Raw genomic sequence first — 26,153 nt, forward strand, 5'->3', positions numbered from 1 at the left:
GCCTTCCAGGAGACCTGCCGATGACCAACTTGACGAGACGCACCTTTCTCGGCGCTGGGACGGCGCTCGGCACGAGCTTCGTAACAGGCGGCCTGATCACCGGCGGCCTGTCGCGGACAGCCTACGCGCAGTCGGCCGAAATCACCGTCACCGCGTTCGGCGGCGTCTGGGAAAAGGCCGTGCGCGATTGTTTCGTCGCCCCGTTCGAGGCGAAGACGCATGACAAGGCGAATGTCTCGCTGGGCGATCCGGCGCAGTGGCTGGCGCAGGTGGAGGCCAATCCCGCCAGGCCGCCTCTCGACGTGCTGATCATGACGCCGGACCTCGCCCTTTCCGCCGCGAAGGCCGGGCTGGTGGACGACTTCACCGTCGACAAGCTGCCGAACCTCGCCAAGATCCCCAAGGAGCTGACAGACTCCGTGATGGGCAAGGGCACGATCTTCGATTACGGCGTGGGTGGCATCACCTACAACAAGAAGACCGTTTCCAATCCGCCGAAGTCCTTCGCCGAGTTCGTGGACCGCGTCTCCTCCGGCGAGTTCGTCGCCTCCGTTCCCTCCATCAGCTATGCCGTGACCCCGATCATGCTGATCTGGGCCATGGCCAAGGCGCTTGGCGGCGGCGTCGACAATGTCGATCCGTTCTTCAAGGCCATGGCGAAGATGAAGGACAACCTCGTGTTCTGGGGTTCGCCGAACGACTTCTTCAACCAGCTGTCCTCCGGCGAGGCCGATCTCGGCGTCTATTTCGACGGCCGCACCTGGAACCACTACGACAGCGGCGCGACGTGGATCGACTTCCTCAATCCCGAGGAAGGCGGCGCGCTGAACGGCGTGGCCGTGCAGAAGCCGAAGAACGCCAATCCGGCCGCCTGGGCCTACCTCAACGAGATCCTGGACGCCGGAAACCAGGCCAAGTTCGCGGAGATCCTGAACTACGGCGTGACCAACACGGACGTGGTCTACAGCGACAAGCTCAAGCCGCGCGTGACGCCGTGGCAGAAGACCTCGTTCCCGCCCTACGAGCAGATCGCCAAGGTGCGCAACGAGTGGGTCGATCGCTGGAACCGTGAAATCGGCCGGTAAGACAGTCTGGCCGCGTCGCCCAAAAGGCGACGCGGCTCCCGCAGGAATGGCGACGGAAACCCCATGACCGATTTCGTTCTGCCGACGGCCAGACGACGCCCGGGACGATCGATGAAGCGCCCGGCGCTTCTCGTGCTTCCGGCCGCGCTCTTCCTGCTCGCCTTCTTCGTCATCCCGCTGATCGACAACGGGATGCGAAGCTTTGAGGACGGCGATGGCGGCCTCACGCTCTCGCGCTACGTCCAGCTGATGACGGACCGCTTTTATCTCCGCGTCATCGGCGAAACGGTGCTGCTTTCCGCAGGCGTTACCGTCATCTCGGCGCTGATCGGTTATCCCGTCGCCTACTTCCTCGTGCGCAAGGCCGGCAAGTGGTCGGGCTTCGTGATCTTCCTGCTGATCGCACCGCTGATGACCTCGATCATCATGCGCACCTTCGGCTGGCAGGTGCTCTTTGCCCGCAAGGGGCTGGTGAACAATCTCCTGATCGACCAGCTCGGGCTGATTACCCGGCCGCTCCGCGTGCTCAACACGCCGGAGCTCGTCATCGCGGCGCTGGTCCATGTCCTCGTGCCCTTCATGGTGCTGTCTATCAGCTCGGTGCTGCAGGGCGTGGATCGCCGGCTGGAGGAATCCGCGCAGATGCTGGGCGCCGGACCCTTCCGCACCTTCTGGGAAGTGACGTTTCCGCTGACGCTGGACGGCATCGGCACCGGCGCGATCCTCGTCTTCATGATTGCCAACGGCAGCTTCGTGACGCTGATCCTGCTCGGCGGCGGGCTGCAGACGCTGCCGCTCCTGATCTACCAGCAGTTCAACACGACGCGCGACTTCGGCATGGCGAGCGCCATGAGCACGATCCTGCTCGTTATCGCCGTATTCTGCCTGTGGCTCCAGCTGCGCCTCGTGCGCCGGAGGGGAGCATGAGCATGGTCCGCCGGATCGACTGGAGCTTCTTCGCCCTCCTCGCTTTCGTGGTCGTCTTCTTCGTCTTCATGCTGGCGCCGATCCTCGTCGTGGTGATCGTGTCGTTCACCTCGGCGGGCTTCATCGCGTTCCCCGTGCCGGGCTGGTCGACCAAGTGGTTCGCCCACATCTTCCAGTACAAGCCGTTCGTGGACGCGCTGATCGTCAGCATCGAGATCGCCATCGGGGCGACGATCCTCGCCGGGCTGCTCGGCGTGCCGGCCTGTCTCTTCCTCGCCCGCTCCCGGTCGCGCTGGGCGGGCGCGGTGATGACCTTCCTGCTGTCGCCGCTGTCCATGCCGATGATCGTGATCGGCTTCGCCTCGCTGTTCTTTCTGTCGTTTCTCGGGTTCGGCGTATCCTTCGCGGCGCTTCTGATCACCCATACGGTTGTCTGCCTGCCCTATCTCGTGCGCACCGTGGCGGGCGTCTATGCCGGCCTTCCCCGCTCCTATGAGGAATCCGCTTCCATCCTCGGCGCCGGGCCACTCCGTGTCTTCTGGCACGTGACGCTGCCGCTGATCCGGCCGGGGATCATGGCGGGCTCGCTCTTCTCCTTCCTGACCTCGTTCGACAATCTGCCGATCAGCTACTTCTTCGGCAGCGCCAGCACGAACACGCTGCCGGTGGTCATGCTGAGCTACATGGAGAACCAGTTCGACCCGACGATCGCGGCGCTCAGCACCCTGCAGATGGCGCTGGCTGTGGTCGGCCTGATCGTCGTCGACCGCATCTACGGCATCGACAAGATGACCGTCGCCGCATGACGATGCGCCTGCCCATCGATCACGTCGTCGTGCTGGTGCCGGATCTGGCGGCCGCAGGTGCGGCATTCGAGGCGGCGGGCTTTCAAGTGACGCCGGAGGCGCGGCACAGCCCGCAGATGGGAACGGCCAATCGCTGCGTCATGCTGGCCGGCAGCTACATCGAGATCATGGGCGTCGTCGAGCCGACGGCCGTCAATGCCGGCTGGCGCGAGCTTCTGGCCGCCGGCATCGGCATTCGTGGCCTCGCCTTCCGCAGCACCGACATCCGGGCAACGGTGGAGCGGCTGCAGGCGAACGGGATCGCGGCGGAAGCGGTCCGCGAATTCTCGCGCAGCACTCCCGACGGCCAGCTTCGTTTTTCCATCGCCCGCATCGCGCGGGAGGAAACGCCGGGGCTGCAATGCCTCTTCTGCCAACACCATACGCCACAGCTTCTCTGGCGACCGAACATGCTGGTTCACCCCAACGGCGCGAGTGGTCTTGAGTCGGTCGGGCTGCCGTCGCCGGACGGCCTCCAATGCTTCGGCCAGGATGGCGAGCCGGGCATCGCCGTCAGCCGGGGCGCGGATCGCCTGGTGATCCGGGGCGAAGCGGAAGCTCACCACGACCTCCGGGCTACCTGCGGGATCGAGATCAGGACCGTTCGGCCGTGAGATCCTGGCCAACCGATCCGCCGTCGCCGCTCTGGACCGCGCTCTCCCGCGAACGCTTTCGCGGCGAGGCTCTGCGCGGTGACCTGGAGGCGGACGTCGTCGTCGTGGGTGGCGGGCTCTCCGGGCTCGCCGCCGCGATCGAACTCGCCCGGCGGGGGCATCGGACCGTGCTCCTCGAAGCCGCCACCATCGGGGCCGGAGCATCCGGCCGTGCGAACGGACAGGTGATCGCCGCCCTCACTCGCCACGGCCCCAATGCGATCCGGGCACTCTGGCCGGGCGAACGGGGCGAGCGCTTCCTCGCCATGGTCGCGGGCGCGGCGGATGTGCTCTTCGAACTCGTGGATCGCTACGGCATCGACTGCGATGCGCGGCGAAATGGCTGGCTGCAGCCCGCGCATAGCCCCGGCCGGCTCCGCCGCGTTGCCGGGCTGGCGGAGCAATGGGCCGCGCTCGGAGCGCCGACCGGCGTTCTTTCCGCCGGGGAAATGAGCCGGCGACTTGGCACGTTCGTCTATGTCGGCGGCTGGGAGCATCGCGGCGGCGGCCACATCAACCCCTTCGCGTTCACGCAGGGGCTTGCCCGCGCCGCCGGACAGGAGGGCGTTTCCGTTTTCGAGAAGAGCCCGGCGCTGTCGCTCAAGCGAGACCGAGATTGCTGGCTGGTTGCCACGCCAGCCGGCAGCGTGCGCGCGCCGCGCGTGGCGCTGGCAACGGCCGCCTATACCGGCGATCTCTGGCCGGAGATCCGGCGCACGATCGTTCCCGTCACCTCCTATCAGGCGGCAACCGACCCGCTCGGCTCTCTGGCGGAACGTATCCTGCCCGGTGACGAAGCCGCGTCCGATACCCGGATGGATCTGCGATATCTCCGCAAGGACCGTGAAGGCAGGCTGGTTTCCGGCGGCGCGCTTGCCCTGCAAGTGAGCGCTTCCCACCGCCTGCCCCGTTTGGTCGGGCAGCGTCTCCACGAAATGTTCCCGGACCTGCCGCCCGATCCGATGCGCAGCTTCTGGGGCGGGCGGATCGCCATGACAGTGGATCGCCTCCCCCGCCTCTTCCGGCGATCCGACGGGCTTTCCGCCTGGATCGGCTGCAACGGCCGGGGGCTGGCGCTCGGCTGCGCCATGGGGCCCGTCATGGCCGATGCGGTCGAAGGCGTTGCCGACGACCGGCTCGCATTGCGACCCACCGATCCGCATGCCGTGCCGATCCACCCCGTCGCGATCAGGACGGCCCGCTTCATCCTGCCCTGGTACCGCTTCAAGGACCGTCGCGAAGTCTAGGGCGCATTACCCCCAAAGGAGAGCGCGGGCGAGGCTCGCGCGGAGACGACATGACGTTTTCACTGAACGCGCTGGACCGCGAAACCGGGATGTTCGGCATTGCCGTCGCCAGTTCCTCGATCGCCGTCGGCAACCGCTGCCCGTGGGCACGGGCCGGCGCGGGCGCGGTTTCCACCCAGCATCGCACCGATATCCGCTGCGGACCGCTCGGCCTCGACCTGCTGGCGCAGGGGTTCACGGCCAGCGAAGTCGTCGCGCTGCTTGTCGCCGGCAGCGACCAGCCGGACCTCCGCCAGTTCGCGGCGGTGGATCGCGAGGGCGGCACGGCTTTCTTCAACGGTCCCGGGATCGAGTCCATCAACACCGCGCATCAGGGCGACGCCTGCGTGTCGGTCGGCAATTTCATGGTCAACGAGACCGTCACCGCCGAGATGATCCGGGGTTACGAGGCCTCGGGGGCCTCGCTTTTCGCCGAGCGCCTGCTGGACGGGCTCGACGCGGGCGTGACCGCCGGCGGGGAAACGCAGCCGGCCATGGCGGCGGCGCTGCTGATCGTCGACCGGCATGCGTGGCCCCTCGTTGACCTCCGCGTCGATTTCGAACTCAATCCCGCCACGAAACTGCGCAAGCTCTGGACAGCCTACGAGCCGCTGGTGGAACGTTTCATCACGCAGGTGCTTCGGCCGGCCGAGCTGAAACCGTTGATCAACTCCGCCTTGCAGGTCTGACCGGCGGCTTGCCAGGCCGCCAGACGGGAAACGTGCCCATGAACGAGATCGCGAAGCCCACGGTCGACACTCTCGACGCGTGGGCGTGGAACAACGGGGCGGTGGCGCTGATCGAGGCGGATCAGCACCGCTCCGCCGACACGCATCTCCTGAAGCTCGATCTCGACCTCGGCGGCGTCGACATCTACCTCAAGGACGAATCGACCCACCCGACCGGCAGCCTGAAGCATCGCCTCGCGCGCTCGCTGTTCCTCTACGCGCTCTGCAACAGGAAGATCGGCAAGGGAGCGCCGGTGGTCGAGGCCTCCTCCGGCTCCACCGCCGTGTCGGAGGCCTATTTTGCCCGCATGATCGGCGTGCCCTTCTACGCGGTGATGCCGGAGACGACGTCGCAGGACAAGGTCCGCGCCATCGAGCACTATGGCGGCCGCTGCCACCTCATCAAGCCGGGCATCTCGCTCTACGAGGAAGCCGCGGCGCTCGCCCAGCGCATCGGCGGCTATTACCTCGACCAGTTCACCTTCGCCGAACGCGCGACGGACTGGCGCGGCAACAACAACATCGCCGAATCCATCTTCGAGCAGATGCGGATCGAGCGTCATCCGCTGCCGCGCTGGATCGTGATGAGCGCCGGCACCGGCGGCACCACCGCCACGATCGGGCGCTACATCCATTACAAACGCCTGCCGACAAAGCTCCTTGGCGTCGATCCCGAACATTCCGCCTTCTTCGAGAGCTTCAAGCGGGGCGACCGCGGCGTCACCTGCCCGCGCCCGTCGCGCATCGAGGGCATCGGCCGGCCGCGTGTCGAGCCCTCCTTCGTGGCCGAAGTGATCGACGAGATGGTGCGCGTTCCCGACTGCAACGCCATCGGTGCGATGCGGGCGCTTTCCTGCCATCTCGGCCGCCGCGTCGGCGGCTCGACCGGCACCAATTTCTTCGCGCTCTGCTGGAAGGCGGCCTCGATGATCCGCGCCAACGAGATGGGCTCGCTGGTGTCGCTGATCTGCGACGCAGGCGAGCGCTATTCCTGCTCCTATTACGCCGAGGACTGGCTTGCCACGCAGGGCATCGACTGCTCGGAAACGGAGCGGCTGATCGAAGACTTCCTCGCAACGGGCCGTCTGGACTGCGACCTGGAGGTCGCCTGATCCGCCTTCACGGTCGCCGGCGATATCACCGCCGGCCCGGCAAGTCTTTCACCTCAGCCATGTCGGCGGCGGGGTGCCTCCCTCAGACCACCACGACACGCGGCGGTCCCGCTTCCGCGGTGCCGATCCGGGCGACTAGCGGATAGCCGGCAGCCCGGATGCGCTCGACCAGCGCGTCCGCCGCGTCGGCCGCGCAGGCAACCAGCAATCCACCCGAGGTCTGTGGATCGGTGAGGAGCATCCGCTGCCAGTCCGGGCAATCCTCCGGCAGCACGATACCCGAGCCGTAGCTGTCCCAGTTGCGTGGCGAGGCGCCGGTGACGAAGCCTTCCCGGGCGAGCGCCTGCGCATGCGTCAGCAGCGGCACCGCATCCTGCCGGATCGTCAGGCTCAGACCCGATCCCCGCGCCATCTCCAGCGAGTGCCCGAGAAGGCCGAAGCCCGTCACGTCGGTAATACCGTGCACGGCGGGATCGGAGGCCAGTTCCGAGCCGACCCGGTTCAGGAGCGTCGTGGAGGCGATCATCTCGTCATAGGCGCCTTCCGGCAGGGCGCCGCGCTTGATCGCGGCGGAATAGATGCCGACGCCGATGCCCTTGGTCAGGATCAGCGCGTCGCCGGCTTGCGCGCCGGCATTGCGGCGGACCTGGTCGGGGCGGATGAGCCCGATCACCGCGAGGCCGTAGATCGGCTCCGGCGCGTCGATGGAATGGCCGCCGGCCACCGGAATGCCCGCCTCCGCGCAGATGGACGCGCCACCCTGCAGGATCTGCCGCACGACCGCCGGCTCGAGTTTGCTCACCGGAACGCCGAGGATCGCCAGCGCCATGATCGGTCGGCCGCCCATGGCATAGATGTCGGAAATGGCGTTGGTCGCGGCGATCCGCCCGAAGTCATGGGGATCGTCCACCATCGGCATGAAAAAGTCGGTGGTGGCGATGATGGCCAGATTGTCGTCGACCTGCCAGACCGCGGCGTCGTCCGATGTCTCGGCCCCGACCAGGAGCTGGCTGAAGGTGCCCATCATCGGCTGGTCGGCAAGCAGGCTCTGCAGGACGGAGGGAGCCAGCTTGCAGCCGCAGCCGCCTCCATGCGCGAGTTCGGTCAGGCGGGGCGAAGATGCTGGCATGATGGGGTCCGTTTCGATCGGTTCCTTTCGGAGATAGATCCCGGGCACGTGGAAATGCAACGCGCGAGACGATTTTTCGCAGGCAGAAGCTTCGGCGCGTATCGCGAGTGCAGTAGATGGAGACCCTGTCCCTGCCGGATCGGGACGCGTGCAGCTTTCCAGGCATCGAAATCACGAGGGGGCGGGCGACCGCCTCAGCTCGGGCCGCACGAAGGTCTCGGGCTCGTGCCGGGGCGCTGAGCGGCGGCCGCCTCCCCTCGAATCAGACCGTGAGCGCTTCCGCCTTCTCGTGGCGCGCGTAATTGCCGACCTGTGGCGCGGTCATGTCCAGCACCACGCGGCCTTCGATCTTTCCCGCCTTCAGGTCGGCGAAGATGCTGTTGATCTCTTCCAGCGGCGCCTTCCGGATCTGGGATTTCACCTTGCCCTCGGCGGCAAAGGCGAGAGCCTCCTCAAGGTCGCGACGCGTGCCGACGATGAAGCCGCGCACCGTGATACGCTTGAGGGCGACGTCGAAGATGGGCGTCGGAAACTCGCCCGGCGGCAGGCCGACGAGTGCTTACCGTGCCCTTGCGACGCACGATCTGCAGGGCCTGGTTGAAGGCCGGCGGCGAGACCGCTGCGACGAGCACGCCATGCGCGCCGCGGCCGGTCGCCTTGAGACTCTGGTCCACCGCATCGGGCGCACGCGCGTCGACGGCGATGTCCGCGCCGGCATCCCGCGCCAGCTGAAGCTTCCCGGGTGCTATGTCGAGCGCCGCCACACTCGCCGGGTTTGGCGTCGGTTTCCTTCAGACCTTTGTAAGTGGTCAAGCCCGCGCAAAGGATCGGCGCGATTTCCGCGACATCCACCCCGGCCGGCAGACGCCCGACGAAGGGCGCGGATGCGATCACGTATTCGGCAAAGCGCCATTACAGCTGTAGCCGGTATCGTGCTGGTGCTCGCAAAGGAATTCCCAGCCCGTCTCGCAATACTCGCAGCGCATGCAGGCGTCATGGAGCCAGGCGACGCCGACCATGTTGCCTTGCCTCAGCTCCGTCACGCCGGGGCCGAGCTGGATCCCCACGCCGGCGACCTCATGGCCGGGAATGAAAGGCGGGCTCGGCTTCACCGGCCAGTCGCCGTCGGCGGCATGCAGGTCGGTGTGGCAGACGCCGCTGGCGAGAACCTTGACGAGCACCTCGCCGGGACCGGGAACAGGAACGGGGACGTCCTCGATCAGGAGGGGTGCCGAATTCATGAACCACAGCGGTCCGCATCATCTGCACCATCGTGTCCCCTTTCCGGTGAGCCAGCGAACCGGCTGGCAGAGAATACTCATCGCCGACGTCTCTGCATTGATCACACGCAGAAACATCGCCGCAGACGATTGCATGGTCATGCACGATCGTGCACGTTTCTCTCAGATTCGGGACCAGAATCGGTGACGAGCGCAGCAACATCCCTTCCCGACGAGCGGCAGGAGCGAATCCGCCAGGAATTGTCGCGCCGAGGCCGCGTGCTGGCGGTGGATCTCGCGCGGCAGTACGGCGTTTCCGATGATACGATCCGGCGGGACCTGCGGGAGCTTGCCGCTTCCGGCTTATGCCGCCGTGTTTATGGGGGCGCGCTTTCGCTTGCCCCGGCAACCCCGCCCATCGACCAGCGCATCGCCGACCAGCCCCTCCGGAAGTCGGCGCTTGGCGCATGCGGCGCACGACTGATCGCCGAGACCTGTCGCAAAGGCGGTGTCCTCTTCCTCGACGGTGGCTCGACCAATCTTGCGATCGCCCGCGCTCTTCCGGCCGGCCTCGATCTGACCGTGGTGACCAATGCGCCTGCGATTGCCGCCGCACTGATGACACTTCCGGATATCCGGCTCGTCGTGATCGGCGGCCGGATCGATCCCCGTCTCGGGGCCGCCCTAGGTGCGCGAGCGCTGCGCGACCTCGGGGCGATCCGGCTGGACATGGCTTTTCTCGGCACATGCGCGCTCGACCCGGAGGGCGGCATCACCGCCACCGATTTCGAGGATGCGGAACTGAAGCACGCAGTCGTCGAGATGGCGTCGATGATTGCGACCGCCGTCACCAACGACAAGCTCGGCACTTCCGCGCCGTTCGAGGTGGGGCCCGCTTCGCTGCTGACGCATCTGGTCGTGGAAGCGGACGCGGCGGAACCCGCGCTTGCCCCCTTTCGCGAACTCGGGACAGCGGTGCGCATGGCCGAGCCCGCGTTGTCACGCTGATAATCACCACATACGGACCGAGTTCACCCCGATGACATCGCTCGACGCCGCCTCCCGACACCTTCCCGGCAGAGCGGAGCAGTTCGCCACGCGGACGGTCTTCTTCATCCCGGGTTTTGCCGGTGCCGCCTGGGCCGCGCTCGTGCCCTTCGCCAAGGCGCGGCTCGGCATCAGCGACGGAACGCTCGGCCTGCTGCTCCTCTGCCTCGGCGCCGGCTCGGTCGTGACGATGCCGCTGGCCGGTGCGATGGCCGGCCGTTTCGGTTGCCGGCGCGTGTTGACGGTCGCCGCCATCGCCGCGGCCATCACGCTGCCCCTCCTGGCCACCGTCTCCTCCATCGCGCCTTTCGTTTTGACGCTGCTGCTCTTCGGCGCCAGCATCGGCACGATGGATGTCGTCATCAACATCCAGGCGATCATCGTGGAGCGCGCCAGCGGCCGGTCCATGATGTCGGGGTTCCACGGCATGTTCAGCGTGGGCGGTATTCTGGGCGCGGGCGGAATGGCCCTTCTTCTCAGCCTCGGCACCTCGCCGCTCGCCGCCAGCCTCTGCATCGCCGGGCTGATGCTCCTTGCCCTCGCGATTTCCGCCAACAAGCTCCTGCCCTATGGCAGCGAGAGCGGCGGGCCTGCCTTCGCGGTGCCGCACGGCGTGGTGCTCCTGATCGGCGTTCTCTGCTGCGTGTGCTTCCTGGCGGAGGGCGCGGTCCTCGATTGGAGCGCCGTCTTCCTGACGCAGGTTCATCGGATCCCGACTTCCTATGCGGGCCTCGGCTACGCCGCCTTCGCCACGACCATGACGTTCGGGCGCCTGACCGGCGACCGCGTCGTCGAGCGCCTCGGCGGGCGACACGTCATGATGGTCGGCGGTGTTCTGGCCGCGCTCGGCTTTGCGCTGGGCACGTTCATTCCGTCATGGGAAGTGGCCCTGCTCGGCTACGCGCTGGTCGGCGCCGGCTGCTCCAACATCGTGCCCGTGCTTTTCAGCGCGGTCGGCCGGCAGAACGTGATGCCGGAACGGATCGCGGTCCCCGCGGTCACGACGCTCGGCTATGCCGGCATCCTGGCGGGACCGGCGGGCATCGGCTTCATCGCCCACCTCTCCAGCCTGCCCGTCGCCTTTCTGGTGATCGCGGCCATGATGCTCGGCCTCGGCTTCAGCGGCAGCTTGCTGCAGACCGGTAAAACCAACTCCCCCACCTGAGGGGCCTTCAGGCCGCAGCTTTCGGGCTGCCGACCCACGCTTCGCCCGTCACCTCGTTCATCCGCGAGATCTCAGGCGCGCTGGTCCGGCTCCGTCTCCCTGAGGCAGACGCCGGGGCCGACGCCTTCCACATCGACGAAGACCACGCCCGCATCCTCGCAGGCGCGGCGGATCTGCGCCGCGCTGGCGCGGTGGAGGTCGTGCCGTCCGCTTTCGAAGTCCCGGATGGTGCTGCGCGAGACTTCGGCCCGATCCGCAAGCTCCGCCTGCGTCCAGTCGAGCAGTGCGCGCGCGGCCCGGCACTGGGGAGGGTTCAAGGGCAACATCGATCTCCTTGAAGCTGCCTTAGTGTTCAACCATATTGGTTGATACTGAGCAAATAGCTCAATTCCGCTTTCCGTCCAGCCCTCGCTAGGAGACCTGATGCCGCATGGTACCCCACTGATCTCGACGATCGTTGCCGGCCTCGTGCTGGCGTTCATCCTGGGTGCCATCGCAAACCGTTTCCGATTGCCGCCGCTGGTCGGCTACCTCATAGCCGGCGTTCTCGTCGGACCGCACACACCCGGCTTCGTGGCGGACCAGACGCTGGCCCCGGAACTGGCGGAAATCGGCGTCATCCTGCTGATGTTCGGCGTCGGGCTGCACTTCTCGCTCCGGGATCTCCTCGCCGTGCGGGGCATCTCCGTGCCGGGGGCCGTCGTGCAGATCGGCTGCGCCACGCTGCTCGGCTGGGGCTTCGGCTGGCTGATGGGCTGGCCCACCGGCGGCAGCCTCGTTTTCGGCCTCGCGCTGTCGGTCGCCTCCACCGTGGTGCTTCTGAAGGCCCTGCAGGAACGTCGGCTTTTGGAGAGCGAGCGTGGCAAGATCGCCATCGGCTGGCTGATCGTGGAAGACCTCTTCATGGTCGTCGCGCTGGTGCTCATCCCCGCACTGGCCAGCATCGGCAGCAGCGAGCACGCGACCGGCGACTCGCTCAGCCTGATCCTCAGCCATGTGGCCGGCCGCGACCTCGGCGTGCCCGGCCTTGTCGGCGCGACGCTTCTGGAGATCGTCGCCTTCGTGCTGGTCATGCTCCTGCTCGGTCGCCGGGCGATCCCATGGATCCTGCACCGGATCGCCCACACCGGCTCGCGCGAGCTGTTCCGGCTGGGCGTGCTGGCCATCGCGCTCGGCGTCGCATTCGGCTCCTCTCAGCTCTTCGGCGTGTCGCTGGCGCTGGGCGCCTTCTTCGCCGGCATGATCCTGTCGGAAAGCGAGCTCAGCCACCGCGCCGCCCAGGAGAGCCTGCCGCTTCGAGACGCCTTCGCCGTGCTGTTCTTCGTCTCGGTCGGCATGCTGTTCGATCCCGGCATCCTGATCCGCGAGCCGTTGCCGGTGCTGGCGACGCTGTTCATCATCGTGGTCGGCAAGTCGATCGCCTCCTTCCTGATCGTGCTCCTGTTCCGGCGCCCGGTCGGCACGGCGCTGACGATTTCCGCGAGCCTGGCGCAGATCGGCGAGTTTTCCTTCATCCTTGCCGAGCTCGGGGTCGGGCTGAAGCTGCTGCCGGCAGAGGCGCGGGATCTCATCCTGGCCGGCGCGATTCTGTCGATCATCCTCAATCCCCTCGTCTTCTTCGCGGCCGGTCGGCTTCGACTGGCCTGGGAGCGCCGGCTTGCGGCCCGAGTTGCGGAGCCTGCGCCGGGGCCCATCGCTCCCGAAGCCGCATCTCCCAACGAGCCGGGCACGGCGGAAACCGTTGCCGTCACCGCGGCGCCCAGCGAAAACCCGGACGCACTCGCCGTGCCGACCGCGCTGGCGGACCACACGATCCTTGTCGGCTTCGGTCGCGTCGGCAGCATCGTTGCGGAGGAACTGGCCGACCGCGCGGAGCCCTTCCTGCTGATCGAGGATGCCGAAGACCGCATCCTTCGAGCGACCGGGGACGGCATCGAGGTGATCTCCGGCAACGCGGCGAGCCGGCATGTGCTGGTGCTTGCCAACCTGCTCGGTGCGCGCAACATCGTCATCGCCATTCCGAACGCCTTCGAGGCGGCGCACATCGCCGAGCAGGCACGCGCGGCAAACCCGCTGATCCTGATCATTGCCCGCGCCCATTCCGACGCGGAGGTCGAGCACCTCAAGCGCCACGACGCCGACGTGATCATCATGGGAGAGCGGGAGATCGCGCGCGGCATGCTGCACCAGATCACCCGGCACCGGGAAGCCGCCCCACCCGAAGCTTCCGGCGAGCGGAACGCCTTCACTCCGGATGAACCTCCGCCGCCATCAGACACGCAGCAGGGCGAACCGCCCTACGCCCGGGCGAGCTGATCGCCCGCCCCTATCCGATTTCGTTTCACAACCTCAAGGGAGACCTTAGACCCAATGGCCGCTCACGGCTCAAAGCTGGTGATTTTCGCAGCGCTGACAGGCAACGCAGCAATCGCCGTCACGAAATTCGGTGCCGCCGCCTATACCGGCAGCGCGGCCATGCTCAGCGAGGCGGTTCACTCGTTGGTCGACACCGGAAACCAGGGCCTGCTGCTCTTCGGCATGCGGCGCGCCAAGCGACCAGCCACCGAGAACCATCCCTTCGGACATGGTCTCGAACTCTATTTCTGGGCCTTCGTGGTCGCCGTCCTCATCTTCGGCCTGGGCGCCGGCGTCTCCATTCTGGAAGGGCTGGAGAAAATCCGCTCGCCGCATCCGGTCGAGGCGCCCTGGGTCAATTACCTCGTGCTGGGTTTCGCCATCCTGTTCGAGGGCAGCGTCTGGTTCATCGCGCTCCGCGCGTTCCGCTCCGCCAAGGGCAAGCGTGGCTGGATTCAGGCGGTCCGGCTCAGCAAGGACCCCACCATCTTCACAGTTCTCTTCGAGGATACAGCCGCGCTGGCCGGGCTCTTCGTGGCGCTCGCAGGTCTCATCCTCTCGCAATGGCTAGACATGCCGGCGCTGGACGGCATGGCGTCCGTGGTGATCGGCCTCATCCTCGCCGGCACGGCCGTCTTCCTTGCCTATGAATGCCAGAGCCTGCTGACCGGCGAAAGCGTGGCGCCGGAAACGAAGGCGGCGCTGCGGGAAGTCGCGCTGCGCCAGCACGGCGTGGAGCGCATCAACGAGTTCCTCACCATGCATTTCGGCCCGGACGACGTGCTGGTCGCCATGAGCCTGGACTTCCGCGACCGGCTGACCGCCGGCGAAGTCGAAGCCGCCGTCACCAGCATCGAACGGCAGATCAAGGCGCTCCGGCCGGAAGTGACGCGCGTCTTCGTGGAAGCGCAGAGCTTCGATGCGCACCGGCGCAATCTTGAGGAAAGCGCCGCCGTGGCGGAGACCTGATCCGGCAGGCCGGGCCGGGCCAGGACGAGCCTTCCGGAGAGAGAGAGAAAATCGCCCGAGGGGGTTCCGCCGGTTCTGCCGGGGCGCTCCCGCTCACGCCATGGGAAATCCGGGAAGCCCCTTTTCCCATGGCGGTTCCTTCCCGAAGCGGTTCACGAGGAAATCCACGAAGGCCCTGATCTTGGCGGGCGGTCGCCGGTGCGGGGCGAACAAGGCGAAGATTCCGAGGCTCGCCACCAAGTCCTGATCCAGCGCGATCGGCACGAGTTGCCCGGACCTGACGGCATCGGCGACGAGGAAGGTGGGCTGGTAGGTGATCCCCGCCCCGCCGATCGCCAGCGCGACTAGCGCGTCCCCGTTATTGGCGCGGAAATGCGCGTCGATCGGCTGCCGGATGCGTCCGTCCGCGCCGAAAGACCACTCGGTGGCGCCGATCGTCGGCGAAAGCGTGTAGCCGAGGCAATCATGCTCCCCGAGATCGGCCACGGTGCGCGGCGTGCCATGGCGGCGGAGATAGTCGGGCGCTGCCACGAGAAGCAGGCGGCAGGGCGCGAGCTTGCGGACGATCATAGAGGAATCGCGCAATTGCCCGACCCGGATCGCCACGTCCCAGCCCTCCTCGACGAGATCGACCACGCGATCGGAAAGCCCCATCTCGATTTTCAGCGCGGGATAGAGTTCGCGCAATTCCGGCATCAGCGGCGCGATCACGCGGAAGCCGAAGGACAGCGGCACGTTGATGCGGAGCAGCCCGCCGACCTCCACCCGCTCGGCCGAAGCGACCGTTTCCGCTTCGTGAAATTCGGCGAGGATCCGCTCCGCGCTTTCCAGAAACTGCCGCCCGGCTTCCGTCAGCGTCAGCCGCCGCGTGGTCCGGTGCAGCAACTGGACGCCGAGCTGCTCCTCCAGCGATGCCAGGTGCTTGGTCGCCATGGTGGCGGAGATCTGCATCGAGCGGGCCGCCGCGGAGATGCTGCCGAGGCCCGCGATCCTCGCGAAGACCTGCATTCCGGTCAGGCGGTCCAGCACGGCTTCACTCTCTCAGTGTGAGATGACATGCAAGGATCATATATTATCTCGCTTATGAGGAAAGATTACATTGACCGGTATCCTGAGCCGACGGAGCCTTTCATGCAGACCGCAACCTCGAATGTGTCCCTTCCAGACACGGTTCCTGTCGATGATCTCGGCTCGCCGGTTCTGGCCGCCGCGCCTCACCGGATCGGCGGCGTCACCATCGCGGTCCACGACCTTCCGCGGGTCTCCGCCTTCTATCAGGAGGTCGTCGGCCTCACGCTGCGGGACGAGAGCGCGAACACCGTGGTGCTGGGCTCCCCCAGCGCCGGGCTCCTGCGCCTCCAGGGCGAACCCGCTGCCCGCGCCCACGACCGGCGGGATGCCGGGCTCTTCCACACGGCGTTCCTGCTGCCGTCGCGCGGGCATCTCGGCGCATGGCTCAGCCACGCGGCTGCCAGGCGCTTTCCCCTGCTCGGAGCCAGCGATCACAGCGTTTCGGAAGCGGTGTATCTGAGCGATCCCGAGGGCAACGGGGTCGAGATCTATGCCGACCGGCCGCGCTCGACCTGGAAGGTGACGGACGGGGCAATCGAGATGACGACCGGCCCGCTCGACTTCGCCGACCTGATGGAGGCCGGACAAGAAGTGGACTGGAGCGGCTGGCCCGCCGGCGCGATCGTAGGCCACATGCACCTGCAGACCGGCAACCTGCCATCGGCGGAAGCCTTCTATTCCGGCCTGCTGGGCTTTGACGTGACCTGCCGTTATCCCGGCGCGGTTTTCTACGGATCCGGCGGCTACCATCATCAGATCGCGACCAACATCTGGAACAGCCGCGCCGCCGCCCCGCTGGACGGCACGAGCACGGGCCTGCGCTCCTACGAACTGATCGCCCGGGACGCGGAGACCATCGAGGTCGCCCGCGATCGCCTGTCCGCCTCCGCCGTCCCGTTCAGCGAGGTCGGGAACGGCATCTCGCTCCGCGATCCCGCCGGAATCGGCATCGTGCTGAAAACCGGCTGAGAACCTCGATCATGCTTCGAAACGGAAAATGGGTGGCGGATTGGCAGCCGGTCCAGGCGAAGGACGCCAAAGGCGGCTTCGTGCGCCAAACCTCGAGCTTCCGCAATTTCGTGACGACTGACGGCAGCGCCGGGCCGAGCGGCGACGGCGGTTTTGAGGCCGAGTCGGGCCGATATCACCTCTATGTCGCGCTGATCTGCCCCTGGGCGTCCCGAACGCTGATCGCGCGTGCGCTCAAGGGATTGAAGCAGGCGGTGTCCGTCTCCATCGTCGAGCCGGAACTCTCCGATCAGGGCTGGCGCTTCGATCCCGCGACGTCGCCGGACCCGGTCAACGGCAGCAGCTACTTGCACGAGATCTACAGCCGCGCCGATTCCGACTTCACGGGCCGCGCGACGGTCCCGGTTCTCTGGGACCGAAAACGCCGGGCCATCGTCAACAACGAATCCGCCGATATCCTGCGCATGTTCAACAGCGGCTTCGGGACGCTGGCGAGCGGGCCGGATCTTTATCTGGAAGATCTCCGGCCCGATATCGACGCGCTGAACGACGCGATCTATCCCGCGCTCAACAACGGCGTCTATCGCGCCGGCTTCGCGACCACGCAGGTGGCCTACGAGGAAGCCTACCGCGACGTCTTCGCGATGCTCGACGAGCTGGAAGCGCGGCTCTCCGACGGCCGGGCCTTCCTCTTCGGCGAGCGGCTGACCGAAACAGACATCCGCCTTTTCGTGACGCTGGTCCGCTTCGACGCGGCCTACTACGCGCTCTTCAAGTGCAACCGGCGCAGGGTCGCGGATTATCCCGCGCTTTCGGCTTTGCTGGAGCGGATGCTCCAGATCCCGGAAATCGCGTCAACGGTGAGCATCGAGCACATCAAGCGCGGCTATTACTCGATCAAGGCCCTCAATCCCGGCGGCTTCGTGCCAGTGGGCCCAAACCTGCCTTTCGAGCGCATGCTGGTCCCGCTGGATCCCTGATCAGCACTCCTGATCTTCCTGCCGGCAAGATATTCCGGGCTGCTTGACAGGGCAGATCTCCGGGGGTCACCTTCCGCCCAACAAGCGTCCAAAGAAACGACGGCGCGACAAGGGGGATATCTTGCCGGAACCGCATCCAATTCAGGAATATACCTGGATACATCTTACGAAAAGCGCCTCACTGTCCGCGACGGGAGACTTCTCGTGGCGGTAACCGTGTCCCAGCAGACATCCATGGATGCGACCGTCCGCTATCTGGTGGGCAAGTACAATCCGGGCGGCAACCGGATCGGCTGGCTGATGATGGCCTCGATCCTGGTGGAAGCGTGGGACCTCTATTCCATCGCCTTCGTGCTGGTCTACATCCGCCAGCTCTATCATCCCGACCCGCTGATCCTCGGCCTCGCCGCGGCGGGAACGCAGGGCGGCGCGCTGATCGGGGCGATGCTCGGCGGGTGGCTTTCCGACAAGCTCGGCCGCCGCGTCATGTTCCTGGCCACCATGGTCATGTTCATCATCTTCGCGCTGCTGCAGGGCGTGGTGCCGAATATCGGCTGGCTGGTCGTGGTCCGCTTCATTCTGGGCCTGCCGCTCGGCAGCGACATCTCCAACGGCTACACCTACATCATGGAATCCATGCCCAAGGGCGCGCGCGAGGTCATGGGCAATCGCTGGCAGTTCATGTTCGCCGTCGGCCAGGTGCTCACGCTGGCGGTGATCGCGATCTTCATGGTGGTGAACCTGCCGCCGGAATGGATCTGGCGCGTCACGCTGGCCCTGGGCGCCGTTCCGGCGCTGATCATCCTGGTTCTCCGCCATGACCTGCCGGAAACGGCGGTGTGGCTGATCCGGCACGGCCGGTTCCGGGAAGCGCGCGAGGTGGTTGCCTCCATGTACGGCGACCGGCTCGACATGCTGCCGGAGGCCGACGTCACCGTGCCGAAACCGCAGCTGATGAACTTCCTGACTGACCTGCGCAAGGATCCGATCCGCTGGCGGGCGACGCTCTTCGGCTACATCGCCTGCTTCTGCCAGGGTTCGGAGTTCTCGACCTTCGCCTTCTACCTGCCCACCCTCTTCGTCTCGCTGGGCGTGAGCACGGTGCTGGGCACGAACCTCGTGACAATGGGGCTCTATGTCATTGCCGCGATTTCCGGCTGGGTCGGACCGTTGCTGACACCACGCATCGGCCATCGCGGGATCAGCATCTGGGGCTTCGGCATCGTCCTCGTCTCGCTCCTCGTTGCCGCCTGGGCGATCTGGACCGGACACAAGGTGCTGCTTCCCTTCGTGGCGGGCGCGATGCTCTGGGGCCATTACTGGGACGCCTCGAACTGCATGACGATCCCGACGCTGGTGGCGCGGCCGCAATATCGAGGCACGGCCAGCGGCTTCGCCTACATGTTCGTGAAGCTTCCGTCCTTCCTCGCGATCTTCCTGTTCCCGAGCCTCTTCACGGCCATCGGCCAGGCGGGGGCCACGCTCTTCGTCGCCATCTTCCCGCTGGTGGGGCTGCTTTCGGCAATCTTCATCCTGCCGGAAGTCTACGGCTACGAGAGCGACTGATCCCGGAAACGCGGGGGCGACTGACCGGCGATCCGACGACGCAAGGTCGCGCCGGAGATCGCCGGGAGGGGAACGTTCTACGGCGCCGCGCTTTCTTTCAGGCGCGACGCCGAAGGGCACCGACCTTTTCATGAAGAAGCGCCTGATTGCCGACAGACCTTGGTGGATTAACTCCGTCTTCAGGCGGCGTGACAGATCATTCGGTCTTGTCCGCTCGATCGGAACGTGACGGCGCTTTCGCATAATGAGCTTCAAACGCCATTTCTCGATGTTGGGTGTCCAGACGGAACGGGACCTCCATGTCTATGTCGCCAAGACAGCCTGCTTCTGCGTGGGGGCGGCGCTGGCGGTGGATGTTGCCAACCAGCTGATCTTTTTCAATAACTGGACGGAGGCCCTGCGTTCCTGGGCGATCACCGTCATTGCGTGCACGGCCATCTCGCTGCCGGTGCTCTACAGCATCGGCCGTGCCAATCTCCGGCTCTATCGCACGAAAGCCGAGGTCGAGCAGCTCAGCCTGACCGATCCGCTGACGGGACTGCCGAACCGCCGGGCTCTCTTCAACTATGCCGAGGAAGCGGCCGGCATGACGCTGGTCCTGCTGATCTTCGACGTCGACCGCTTCAAGGCCGTCAACGATGCCTTCGGTCACCGGATCGGCGACGCCGTTCTCGTCTCCATCGGACGCCGAATGCAGGAGCACCTCGACAAGTTCGGCCTTGTCGGCCGGCTGGGGGGCGAGGAATTCGCCTTTCTCTCGCGCGATTCCGATCCTCACCCGGCGCTGGATAACGTCGAGGCGTTCTGCCAACAGCTCGCCGGGATTCCCATCGTGGCGGACGGGCACAGCGTCAGCGTGACCGTCTCGGCTGGCGCGGCGATGGGCATCTCCATCGACGAGCTTTATTCGCAGGCCGACCGGGCGCTTTATGCCGCCAAGAATGCCGGACGAAACCGGATCTGCCTCGCGCCGGACCTGCAGAAGCTGATCGGCGGCGCGGCGGCCATCACCGCAGGCGAATAGGTCACTCCCCCGGGAGCGGTCGGCCCGACGCTGCACAAAGTGTCGCCATCCTGCTTGCCATGAATGCTGGCGAGCGGCCATACCAAGCCAGTTCGGCAGCAGTGGTGGGCAGAGCATGTCCGGTTTCGACCTTGTCATCTTCGATTGCGATGGCGTTCTCGTAGATAGCGAGGTGCTGAGTTGCACCTCGCTCGCCGGCGTGCTCACCCGCCACGGCCTGCCGATCACGGTGGACGAGATCGTCTCGCGCTTTCTCGGCCGCAGCGTCGCCGCCGTCCACGAGCATTACGTCGCCACGACCGGGCGCAGCGTGCCGGAAAGCTTTCCCGCCGATCTCCAGGCCACGGTGGAGGAAGCGTTTCAGGGTTCGCTGCGGCCGATCCCCGGCATAGCGGACCTGCTGGCAGCGCTGCGCACTCCCTTTTGCCTCGCCTCCTCCAGCAGCCCGGAGCGGATCAAGCTGTCACTGCGGCTGACCGGCCTCTCCGGCTTCTTCGGGGAGCGCGTCTTCAGTTCAAGCATGGTGAAGAACGGCAAGCCCGCGCCCGACCTCTTCCTCCATGCCGCGCGCGAAATGGGCATGGAGCCCGCCCGCTGCGTGGTGATCGAGGACAGTCCCAACGGCGTGCTGGCCGGCAAGCGCGCGGGCATGACGGTGTGGGGCTTCACGGGCGGCAGCCATTATGCCAGCTTGGACGGCCGGAAGGGACTGCTGGACGCCGGCGCCGACCGTGTCTTCGCATCCATGGCCGATATCCCCCTGACGCAGGCGATCCATGCCGAGCCCTGATGCCGACAGTTCCCGCCTCGACGACGCCGCCCGCGCCGGCTGGCTTTACTTCATCGCGGGCAACACGCAGGACGAGATCGCGCGCAAGCTCAACGTGTCTCGCGCGACCGCGCAGCGCCTGGTTTCCCTGTCGCGCTCGGAACGGCTGATCACCTTTCGGCTGGAACACCCGATCGCGGCCTGCATGGAGCTTTCGCAGCGGCTGCAGGATCGCTACGCGTTGAAGCACTGCGACGTGGTGCCGACCGACCCCGCGAGCGCCAGCAACCTCGTCGGCATCGCGGAAGCGGCCGGCTCGTTCCTGGAGCAGCGGTTGCGCAGCGACGAGCCGACCATCTTCGCGCTCGGCACCGGCCGCAGCCTGCGCGCGGCGGTCGACCACATTCCGCCGATGAACTGCCCGAGCCACACGCTGGTCTCGCTGGTCGGCAACATATCTCCCGACGGTTCGGCCAGTTTCTTCGACGTGCTGACGCGTCTCGGCGATCTCACCCGTGCCAAGCACTATCCGATGCCCCTGCCCGTGGTGGCGCCTTCCCGCAGCGAGCGCGACCAGTTCCTCAGCCTCGCCCCCGTCCGGAAGGTCAGGTCGCTGGCGGAAAAGGCGGACGTCACATTGGTGGGGGTCGGCCAGCTGGACGATACGGCACCCCTCTTCGTGGACGGGTTCATCACCCGGAAGGATCTGGATGACCTCCGCAAGATGGGCGCCGTCGGCGATGTGGCAGGCTGGGTTTTCGACGAAAATGGACGCATCGTGGAAGGCAGCACGAACGAACGGGTGACCAGCGTCCCGCCGCAACCCGACTCGCCCCGGCTCGTCATCGGCGTCGCCATGGGCGCCAGCAAGGTGGCGGCCGTCGAGGCGGCGTTGAAGGGCCGCCTGATCAACGGCCTGATCACCAACGAGAAGACGGCCGCGGCCATCCTCGGGTCCTGAGCTCCCGCCGCTGCGGTGCAGCGAAGCTTGGTGCGGCGCGGCAACGAATTCGCGTTGACAGTTTCGTGAGTTCGCATGAGCATATGCCCATTGTCGGAGCATATGCTCACGGCATCCGGGAGGAATAACAATGAAGCCTTTGTACGCTGCCCTCTTGGGCGCGGCGTCGCTTGTCGCGGTTTCCCAGGCCTCGGCACAGACGACCCTCACGATCGCTACCGTCAATAACGGCGACATGGTCCGCATGCAGGGCCTGACCGACGATTTCACCAAGAAGAACCCCGACATCAACGTGAAATGGGTCACGCTGGAAGAGAACGTTCTTCGCCAGCGCGTGACCACCGACATCGCCACCAAGGGCGGCCAGTTCGATGTGCTCACCATCGGCACCTACGAAATCCCGATCTGGGCGAAGCAGAGCTGGCTGGTGCCGCTCGACAAGCTGCCGGCGGACTATGACGTCAACGACATCCTGCCGAAGATCCGCGCCGCGGTGAGTTACAAGGACACGCTCTACGCCGCGCCGTTCTACGGCGAGAGCTCGATGACCATGTACCGCAAGGACCTGTTCGAGAAGGCCGGCCTGACGATGCCGGAGCAGCCGACCTGGGACTTCATCTTCGACGCGGCCAAGAAGATCACGGACAAGTCCACCGAGACCTACGGCATCTGCCTGCGCGGCAAGGCCGGCTGGGGCGAGAACATGGCGTTCCTGACGGCCATGTCGAACTCCTACGGCGCGCGCTGGTTCGACGAGAAGTGGCAGCCCCAGTTCAACACGCCGGAGTGGAAGGCGACGCTCACCGACTACGTGAAGGTCATGAAGGAAGCCGGCCCTCCCGGTGCCTCGTCCAACGGCTTCAACGAGAACCTGGCCCTGTTCGATGCCGGCAAGTGCGGCATCTGGATCGACGCGACGGTCGCCGCCTCCTTCATTTCCGATCCCAAGCAGTCCAAGGTGGCCGACAAGGTCGGCTTCGCCCCCGCCCCGACCAAGGGCCTCGGCAAGACCGCTGCATGGCTCTGGGCCTGGAACCTGGCCATCCCCGCCGGCTCCAAGAAGGTCGACGCCGCCGAGAAGTTCATCGCCTGGGCAACCAGCAAGGACTACCTGAAGCTCGTCGCCGACAAGGAAGGCTGGGCCAACGTTCCTCCGGGCACGCGCACCTCGCTCTACAACAATCCGGAATACCAGAAGGCCGCTCCGTTCGCCGCTCAGACGCTGCAGGCGATCAACTCGGCCGACCCGGATCATCCGACGGTGAAGCCGGTCCCCTACACCGGTGTGCAGTACGCTGCCATTCCTGAGTTCCAGGGCATCGGCACCACCGTCGGCCAGCAGTTCTCCGCGGCGCTCTCGGGCTCCAAGTCGGTGGACGCGGCGCTCGAGGCCGCCCAGGCCTCCACCGAGCGCGAGATGAAGCGTTCCGGCTACCCGAAGTAAGCTCCAGCTAGCCGAATTGCGGACGCAGGCACGGCCTGCGTCCGTCATCTGCCCCTCCCTCCCAAGAGAGGCGAGGCGAAACGATTATGCTTCGGGAGGAAGGGCATGGCGACGCGTCAGACGCACATGCTGGGGCGCATTCTCATAGCTCCGTCTGTCTTGCTGCTTTTTATCTGGATGATCGTCCCGCTGGTGATGACCATCTATTTCTCGGTGCTGCACTATGATCTGCTGAACCCCGGCGTTCACGATTTCATCGGCTTCGAGAACTACTATTACTTCCTCACCGATCCCGCTTTCCTCGCCTCCCTGAAGAACACGCTGGTCCTGGTCGGATCGGTCCTGATCATCACCGTGGTGCTGGGCACGCTTGTCGCCCTTCTGATGGACCAGCCGGTCATCGGCCGGAACTTCGTGCGGCTGATGGTGATCGCGCCCTTCTTCGTCATGCCGACGGTGAGCGCGCTGGTCTGGAAGAACCTGCTGATGCATCCGGTGTCCGGGTTCTTCGCCTGGATCGCGACCTCGCTGGGCTTCCGTCCCATCGACTGGTTCGCTCAGGCGCCGCTCTTCTCCATCATCCTGATCGTCGCGTGGCAATGGCTGCCCTTCGCGACGCTGATCCTGCTGACAGCGCTCCAGTCCCTGGACGAGGAGCAGAAGGAAGCCGCCGAGATGGACGGCGCGCATGCCTTCTCCACCTTCTTCTATATCACCCTGCCCCACCTCGCCCGACCGATCACCGTGGTGATCCTGATCGAGACGATCTTCCTGCTCAGCGTCTTCGCCGAGATCTTCGTCACGACCGGCGGCGGCCCGGGCCTGCAGACTACCAATATCGCCTTCCTGATCTACTCGCAGGCGCTGATCCAGTACGACGTGGGTGGCGCTTCCGCCGGCGGCCTCGTGGCCGTGGTGATCGCCAACATCGTCGCCATCATCCTCGTCCGCCTGGTCGGCAAGAACCTGGAGACCTGATCATGGCGCGCAAGAGAACAACCACGCGGATCGTCGTCAGCACCGTCAGTGCCTGGGTCGTCGGGTTTATCTTCTTCTTCCCGATCCTCTGGATGATCCTGACGAGCTTCAAGACCGAGCTCGACGCCTTCTCAATCCCGCCGAAGTTCCTGTTCTTCCACTGGACGACGGAGAACTACGCGACGGTTCAGGAGCGCAGCAACTACGTCCACCATGCGCTGAACTCGGTGATCCTGGCCGGCGGCTCGACGCTGATCGCGCTGCTGATCGCCGTTCCCGCCGCCTACGCGATGGCGTTCTCGCCGACCAAGCGGACGCGCGGCACGCTCATGTGGATGCTTTCAACCAAGATGATGCCACCGGTGGGCGTTCTCGTGCCGATCTACCTGCTGTTCCGGGACTTCAATCTCCTTGATTCCCGCATCGGACTGATCGCCGTGCTTTGCCTGGGCAACCTGCCGATCGTGATCTGGATGCTGTTCACGTATTTCAAGGAAATCCCGAAGGACATCCTTGAAGCGGCGCGGATGGACGGTGCCACAATCGGCAAGGAGATGGTCTACATCCTGATGCCCATGGCGGTGCCGGGCATCGCCTCGACCCTGTTGCTGAACGTCATCCTCGCCTGGAACGAGGCGTTCTGGACGCTGAACCTGACCACTTCGACGGCCGCGCCGCTGACGGTCTTCATCGCTTCCTATTCCAGTCCGGAAGGTCTGTTCTGGGCGAAGCTGTCGGCCGCCTCGACGCTCGCCATCGCCCCCATCCTCATCATCGGCTGGTTCAGTCAGAAGCAGCTCGTCCGCGGTCTCACCTTCGGCGCCGTCAAGTAGGCGTCGGGACAAGGTATCCACCCATGGGTAGCATTCAACTCCAGGACGTCCGCAAGTCCTTCGGCAACATCGACGTCATTCCCGGCGCGAGCCTGAAGATCGAGGACGGCGAGTTCGTCGTCTTCGTCGGCCCCTCCGGCTGCGGCAAGTCCACGCTGCTGCGGCTCATCGCGGGCCTGGAAGACGTCACCGGGGGTCACATCCTGATCGACGGCGTCGATGTCGTGGACACCCCGCCGGCCAAGCGCGGCCTGTCCATGGTGTTCCAGTCCTATGCGCTTTATCCGCATATGAGCGTGCGCGGGAACATCGCCTTCGGCCTGAAGATGGCCCGGATGCCAAAGGCCGAGATCGACCGCAAGGTCAACGAGGCGGCAGGCGTGCTGAACCTCACCTCCTATCTCGAGCGCAAGCCGCGCGAACTCTCCGGCGGCCAGCGCCAGCGTGTCGCGATCGGCCGCGCGATCGTGCGCGAACCCAAGGCGTTTCTGTTCGACGAGCCGCTCTCCAACCTCGACGCCGCGCTGCGCGTCAACATGCGGCTGGAGATTGCCCGCCTTCAGAAGGAGCTCGGCACGACGGCGGTCTACGTCACGCACGACCAGGTCGAAGCGATGACCATGGCCGACCGGATCGTCGTCCTGCATGCCGGGCGGATCGAGCAGTTCGGCTCGCCGCTGGAACTGTACGAGCGACCGGCGAACCTTTTCGTCGCCGGGTTCATCGGCTCGCCGCGGATGAATTTCGTCGAGGGACCCGATGCGGAACGCCTCGGCGCCAGGACGATCGGCGTGCGGCCTGAGCACATCACCGTGTCGCGCTCCGGCGACGGCTGGAAGGGCATGGTCTCAGTCGCCGAGCATCTCGGCAGCGACACCTTCCTTTACGTCGAGGTGCCGGGCATCGGCACCCTCACCGTCAGAACACCGGGCGAACTCGGGCTGCGCGAGGGCGACACCGCCGTTCTCACGCCCGATCCGGCACGGATACACCGCTTCGATGCCAACGGGCAGGCGATCGCGTCCTGAACCAGAGGA

24 protein-coding genes and 1 pseudogene are annotated in these 26,153 nt (G+C 66.0%); 21 read left to right on the forward strand and 4 right to left on the reverse strand.

Going from position 1 to position 26,153, the window contains the following annotated elements; all coding sequences use genetic code 11:
- The first annotated feature begins 20 nt into the window (after positions 1-20).
- From BMY25_RS03350 to BMY25_RS03380, 7 genes are all read left to right on the forward strand, one after another.
- Positions 21-1,085, forward strand: coding sequence for an extracellular solute-binding protein (locus tag BMY25_RS03350; protein WP_092495211.1), 1,065 nt, complete (start codon positions 21-23; stop codon positions 1,083-1,085).
- Between the two features lie 63 nt (positions 1,086-1,148).
- The gene (locus BMY25_RS03355) at positions 1,149-2,012 is read left to right on the forward strand and encodes an ABC transporter permease (protein ID WP_092495212.1); all 864 of its coding nucleotides are present in this window, start codon (positions 1,149-1,151) and stop codon (positions 2,010-2,012) included.
- Entirely contained in the window at positions 2,009-2,818 is an 810-nt protein-coding gene (locus BMY25_RS03360) for an ABC transporter permease (RefSeq protein WP_177176684.1), read from the forward strand. Before BMY25_RS03355 ends, BMY25_RS03360 begins: the two co-directional genes overlap by 4 nt.
- Positions 2,815-3,471 carry a VOC family protein gene (locus BMY25_RS03365; RefSeq protein WP_092495214.1) on the forward strand — a complete coding sequence of 219 codons (657 nt, stop codon included), beginning with the start codon at positions 2,815-2,817 and terminating at the stop codon, positions 3,469-3,471. The genes BMY25_RS03360 and BMY25_RS03365 overlap by 4 nt, the downstream gene beginning before the upstream one ends.
- Complete coding sequence (locus tag BMY25_RS03370; protein WP_092495215.1) at positions 3,468-4,757, forward strand: NAD(P)/FAD-dependent oxidoreductase; 1,290 nt, start codon at positions 3,468-3,470, stop codon at positions 4,755-4,757. The genes BMY25_RS03365 and BMY25_RS03370 overlap by 4 nt, the downstream gene beginning before the upstream one ends.
- Positions 4,758-4,807: 50 nt before the next feature.
- Positions 4,808-5,485 carry a DUF1028 domain-containing protein gene (locus BMY25_RS03375; protein WP_092495216.1) on the forward strand — a complete coding sequence of 226 codons (678 nt, stop codon included), beginning with the start codon at positions 4,808-4,810 and terminating at the stop codon, positions 5,483-5,485.
- Between the two features lie 38 nt (positions 5,486-5,523).
- Positions 5,524-6,636, forward strand: coding sequence for a PLP-dependent cysteine synthase family protein (locus tag BMY25_RS03380; protein ID WP_092495217.1), 1,113 nt, complete (start codon positions 5,524-5,526; stop codon positions 6,634-6,636).
- Positions 6,637-6,718: 82 nt separating this feature from the next.
- Here the strand turns inward: BMY25_RS03380 and selD are convergent, their stop codons facing one another.
- Positions 6,719-7,765 (reverse strand): selenide, water dikinase SelD, encoded by a 1,047-nt coding sequence (gene selD / locus BMY25_RS03385; RefSeq protein WP_092495593.1) that lies wholly within the window; start codon positions 7,763-7,765, stop codon positions 6,719-6,721.
- Between the two features lie 262 nt (positions 7,766-8,027).
- Positions 8,028-9,034: pseudogene (locus BMY25_RS03390) on the reverse strand (zinc-dependent alcohol dehydrogenase).
- 155 nt (positions 9,035-9,189) lie between these two features.
- Here BMY25_RS03390 and BMY25_RS03395 point away from each other — a divergent pair.
- Both BMY25_RS03395 and BMY25_RS03400 read left to right on the forward strand, forming a co-directional pair.
- Positions 9,190-9,993 (forward strand): DeoR/GlpR family DNA-binding transcription regulator, encoded by an 804-nt coding sequence (locus BMY25_RS03395; RefSeq protein ID WP_092495218.1) that lies wholly within the window; start codon positions 9,190-9,192, stop codon positions 9,991-9,993.
- Between the two features lie 31 nt (positions 9,994-10,024).
- Entirely contained in the window at positions 10,025-11,197 is a 1,173-nt protein-coding gene (locus tag BMY25_RS03400; protein WP_092495219.1) for an MFS transporter, read from the forward strand.
- 71 nt (positions 11,198-11,268) lie between these two features.
- Here BMY25_RS03400 and BMY25_RS03405 read toward each other — a convergent pair whose 3' ends face one another.
- Entirely contained in the window at positions 11,269-11,523 is a 255-nt protein-coding gene (locus BMY25_RS03405; protein WP_092495220.1) for a helix-turn-helix transcriptional regulator, read from the reverse strand.
- 97 nt (positions 11,524-11,620) lie between these two features.
- Here BMY25_RS03405 and BMY25_RS03410 point away from each other — a divergent pair, with 97 nt between their 5' ends.
- The gene (locus BMY25_RS03410; protein ID WP_092495221.1) at positions 11,621-13,513 is read left to right on the forward strand and encodes a cation:proton antiporter domain-containing protein; all 1,893 of its coding nucleotides are present in this window, start codon (positions 11,621-11,623) and stop codon (positions 13,511-13,513) included.
- A 54-nt stretch (positions 13,514-13,567) separates the two neighbouring features.
- Positions 13,568-14,521 carry a cation diffusion facilitator family transporter gene (locus BMY25_RS03415; RefSeq protein WP_092495222.1) on the forward strand — a complete coding sequence of 318 codons (954 nt, stop codon included), beginning with the start codon at positions 13,568-13,570 and terminating at the stop codon, positions 14,519-14,521.
- Positions 14,522-14,614: 93 nt separating this feature from the next.
- Here the strand turns inward: BMY25_RS03415 and BMY25_RS03420 are convergent, their stop codons facing one another.
- Positions 14,615-15,550, reverse strand: coding sequence for a LysR family transcriptional regulator (locus BMY25_RS03420; protein WP_092495223.1), 936 nt, complete (start codon positions 15,548-15,550; stop codon positions 14,615-14,617).
- A 102-nt stretch (positions 15,551-15,652) separates the two neighbouring features.
- Between BMY25_RS03420 and BMY25_RS03425 the strand changes: the two genes are divergently transcribed.
- From BMY25_RS03425 to BMY25_RS03470, 10 genes are all read left to right on the forward strand, one after another.
- Positions 15,653-16,561 (forward strand): VOC family protein, encoded by a 909-nt coding sequence (locus tag BMY25_RS03425; protein WP_092495224.1) that lies wholly within the window; start codon positions 15,653-15,655, stop codon positions 16,559-16,561.
- Positions 16,562-16,572: 11 nt separating this feature from the next.
- The gene (locus BMY25_RS03430) at positions 16,573-17,541 is read left to right on the forward strand and encodes a glutathione S-transferase family protein (protein ID WP_092495225.1); all 969 of its coding nucleotides are present in this window, start codon (positions 16,573-16,575) and stop codon (positions 17,539-17,541) included.
- A 234-nt stretch (positions 17,542-17,775) separates the two neighbouring features.
- A complete protein-coding gene (locus tag BMY25_RS03435; RefSeq protein ID WP_092495226.1) occupies positions 17,776-19,107 on the forward strand; it encodes an MFS transporter in 1,332 nt (443 codons plus the stop codon).
- A gap of 244 nt (positions 19,108-19,351) precedes the next feature.
- Positions 19,352-20,131, forward strand: coding sequence for a GGDEF domain-containing protein (locus tag BMY25_RS03440; RefSeq protein WP_092495227.1), 780 nt, complete (start codon positions 19,352-19,354; stop codon positions 20,129-20,131).
- Positions 20,132-20,246: 115 nt separating this feature from the next.
- Complete coding sequence (locus tag BMY25_RS03445; protein ID WP_092495228.1) at positions 20,247-20,921, forward strand: HAD family hydrolase; 675 nt, start codon at positions 20,247-20,249, stop codon at positions 20,919-20,921.
- Positions 20,908-21,861 carry a sugar-binding transcriptional regulator gene (locus BMY25_RS03450; protein WP_092495229.1) on the forward strand — a complete coding sequence of 318 codons (954 nt, stop codon included), beginning with the start codon at positions 20,908-20,910 and terminating at the stop codon, positions 21,859-21,861. Before BMY25_RS03445 ends, BMY25_RS03450 begins: the two co-directional genes overlap by 14 nt.
- Before the next feature lie 130 nt (positions 21,862-21,991).
- Positions 21,992-23,305 (forward strand): ABC transporter substrate-binding protein, encoded by a 1,314-nt coding sequence (locus tag BMY25_RS03455; protein WP_092495230.1) that lies wholly within the window; start codon positions 21,992-21,994, stop codon positions 23,303-23,305.
- Positions 23,306-23,410: 105 nt separating this feature from the next.
- Entirely contained in the window at positions 23,411-24,283 is an 873-nt protein-coding gene (locus BMY25_RS03460; RefSeq protein WP_092495231.1) for a carbohydrate ABC transporter permease, read from the forward strand.
- A 2-nt stretch (positions 24,284-24,285) separates the two neighbouring features.
- Positions 24,286-25,116: a carbohydrate ABC transporter permease gene (locus BMY25_RS03465; protein WP_092495232.1), complete on the forward strand. Its 831-nt coding sequence runs from the start codon at positions 24,286-24,288 to the stop codon at positions 25,114-25,116.
- A 23-nt stretch (positions 25,117-25,139) separates the two neighbouring features.
- Positions 25,140-26,144, forward strand: coding sequence for an ABC transporter ATP-binding protein (locus tag BMY25_RS03470; protein WP_092495233.1), 1,005 nt, complete (start codon positions 25,140-25,142; stop codon positions 26,142-26,144).
- Positions 26,145-26,153 lie beyond the last annotated feature (9 nt).

Source organism: Faunimonas pinastri (genome assembly GCF_900110915.1).
Lineage (GTDB): Bacteria > Pseudomonadota > Alphaproteobacteria > Rhizobiales > Afifellaceae > Faunimonas > Faunimonas pinastri.

Excerpts from the sequence above, each read along its gene's own strand:
- BMY25_RS03350 (WP_092495211.1), top strand. The coding sequence starts at position 21 with ATGACCAACTTGACGAGACGCACCTTTCTCGGCGCTGGGACGGCGCTC.
- BMY25_RS03355 (WP_092495212.1), top strand. The coding sequence starts at position 1,149 with ATGACCGATTTCGTTCTGCCGACGGCCAGACGACGCCCGGGACGATCG.
- BMY25_RS03360 (WP_177176684.1), top strand. The coding sequence starts at position 2,009 with ATGAGCATGGTCCGCCGGATCGACTGGAGCTTCTTCGCCCTCCTCGCT.
- BMY25_RS03365 (WP_092495214.1), top strand. The coding sequence starts at position 2,815 with ATGACGATGCGCCTGCCCATCGATCACGTCGTCGTGCTGGTGCCGGAT.
- BMY25_RS03375 (WP_092495216.1), top strand. The coding sequence starts at position 4,808 with ATGACGTTTTCACTGAACGCGCTGGACCGCGAAACCGGGATGTTCGGC.
- BMY25_RS03380 (WP_092495217.1), top strand. The coding sequence starts at position 5,524 with ATGAACGAGATCGCGAAGCCCACGGTCGACACTCTCGACGCGTGGGCG.
- selD (WP_092495593.1), bottom strand. The coding sequence starts at position 7,765 with ATGCCAGCATCTTCGCCCCGCCTGACCGAACTCGCGCATGGAGGCGGC.
- BMY25_RS03400 (WP_092495219.1), top strand. The coding sequence starts at position 10,025 with ATGACATCGCTCGACGCCGCCTCCCGACACCTTCCCGGCAGAGCGGAG.
- BMY25_RS03405 (WP_092495220.1), bottom strand. The coding sequence starts at position 11,523 with ATGTTGCCCTTGAACCCTCCCCAGTGCCGGGCCGCGCGCGCACTGCTC.
- BMY25_RS03410 (WP_092495221.1), top strand. The coding sequence starts at position 11,621 with ATGCCGCATGGTACCCCACTGATCTCGACGATCGTTGCCGGCCTCGTG.
- BMY25_RS03415 (WP_092495222.1), top strand. The coding sequence starts at position 13,568 with ATGGCCGCTCACGGCTCAAAGCTGGTGATTTTCGCAGCGCTGACAGGC.
- BMY25_RS03425 (WP_092495224.1), top strand. The coding sequence starts at position 15,653 with ATGCAGACCGCAACCTCGAATGTGTCCCTTCCAGACACGGTTCCTGTC.
- BMY25_RS03430 (WP_092495225.1), top strand. The coding sequence starts at position 16,573 with ATGCTTCGAAACGGAAAATGGGTGGCGGATTGGCAGCCGGTCCAGGCG.
- BMY25_RS03435 (WP_092495226.1), top strand. The coding sequence starts at position 17,776 with ATGGATGCGACCGTCCGCTATCTGGTGGGCAAGTACAATCCGGGCGGC.
- BMY25_RS03440 (WP_092495227.1), top strand. The coding sequence starts at position 19,352 with ATGAGCTTCAAACGCCATTTCTCGATGTTGGGTGTCCAGACGGAACGG.
- BMY25_RS03445 (WP_092495228.1), top strand. The coding sequence starts at position 20,247 with ATGTCCGGTTTCGACCTTGTCATCTTCGATTGCGATGGCGTTCTCGTA.
- BMY25_RS03450 (WP_092495229.1), top strand. The coding sequence starts at position 20,908 with ATGCCGAGCCCTGATGCCGACAGTTCCCGCCTCGACGACGCCGCCCGC.
- BMY25_RS03455 (WP_092495230.1), top strand. The coding sequence starts at position 21,992 with ATGAAGCCTTTGTACGCTGCCCTCTTGGGCGCGGCGTCGCTTGTCGCG.
- BMY25_RS03460 (WP_092495231.1), top strand. The coding sequence starts at position 23,411 with ATGGCGACGCGTCAGACGCACATGCTGGGGCGCATTCTCATAGCTCCG.
- BMY25_RS03465 (WP_092495232.1), top strand. The coding sequence starts at position 24,286 with ATGGCGCGCAAGAGAACAACCACGCGGATCGTCGTCAGCACCGTCAGT.
- BMY25_RS03470 (WP_092495233.1), top strand. The coding sequence starts at position 25,140 with ATGGGTAGCATTCAACTCCAGGACGTCCGCAAGTCCTTCGGCAACATC.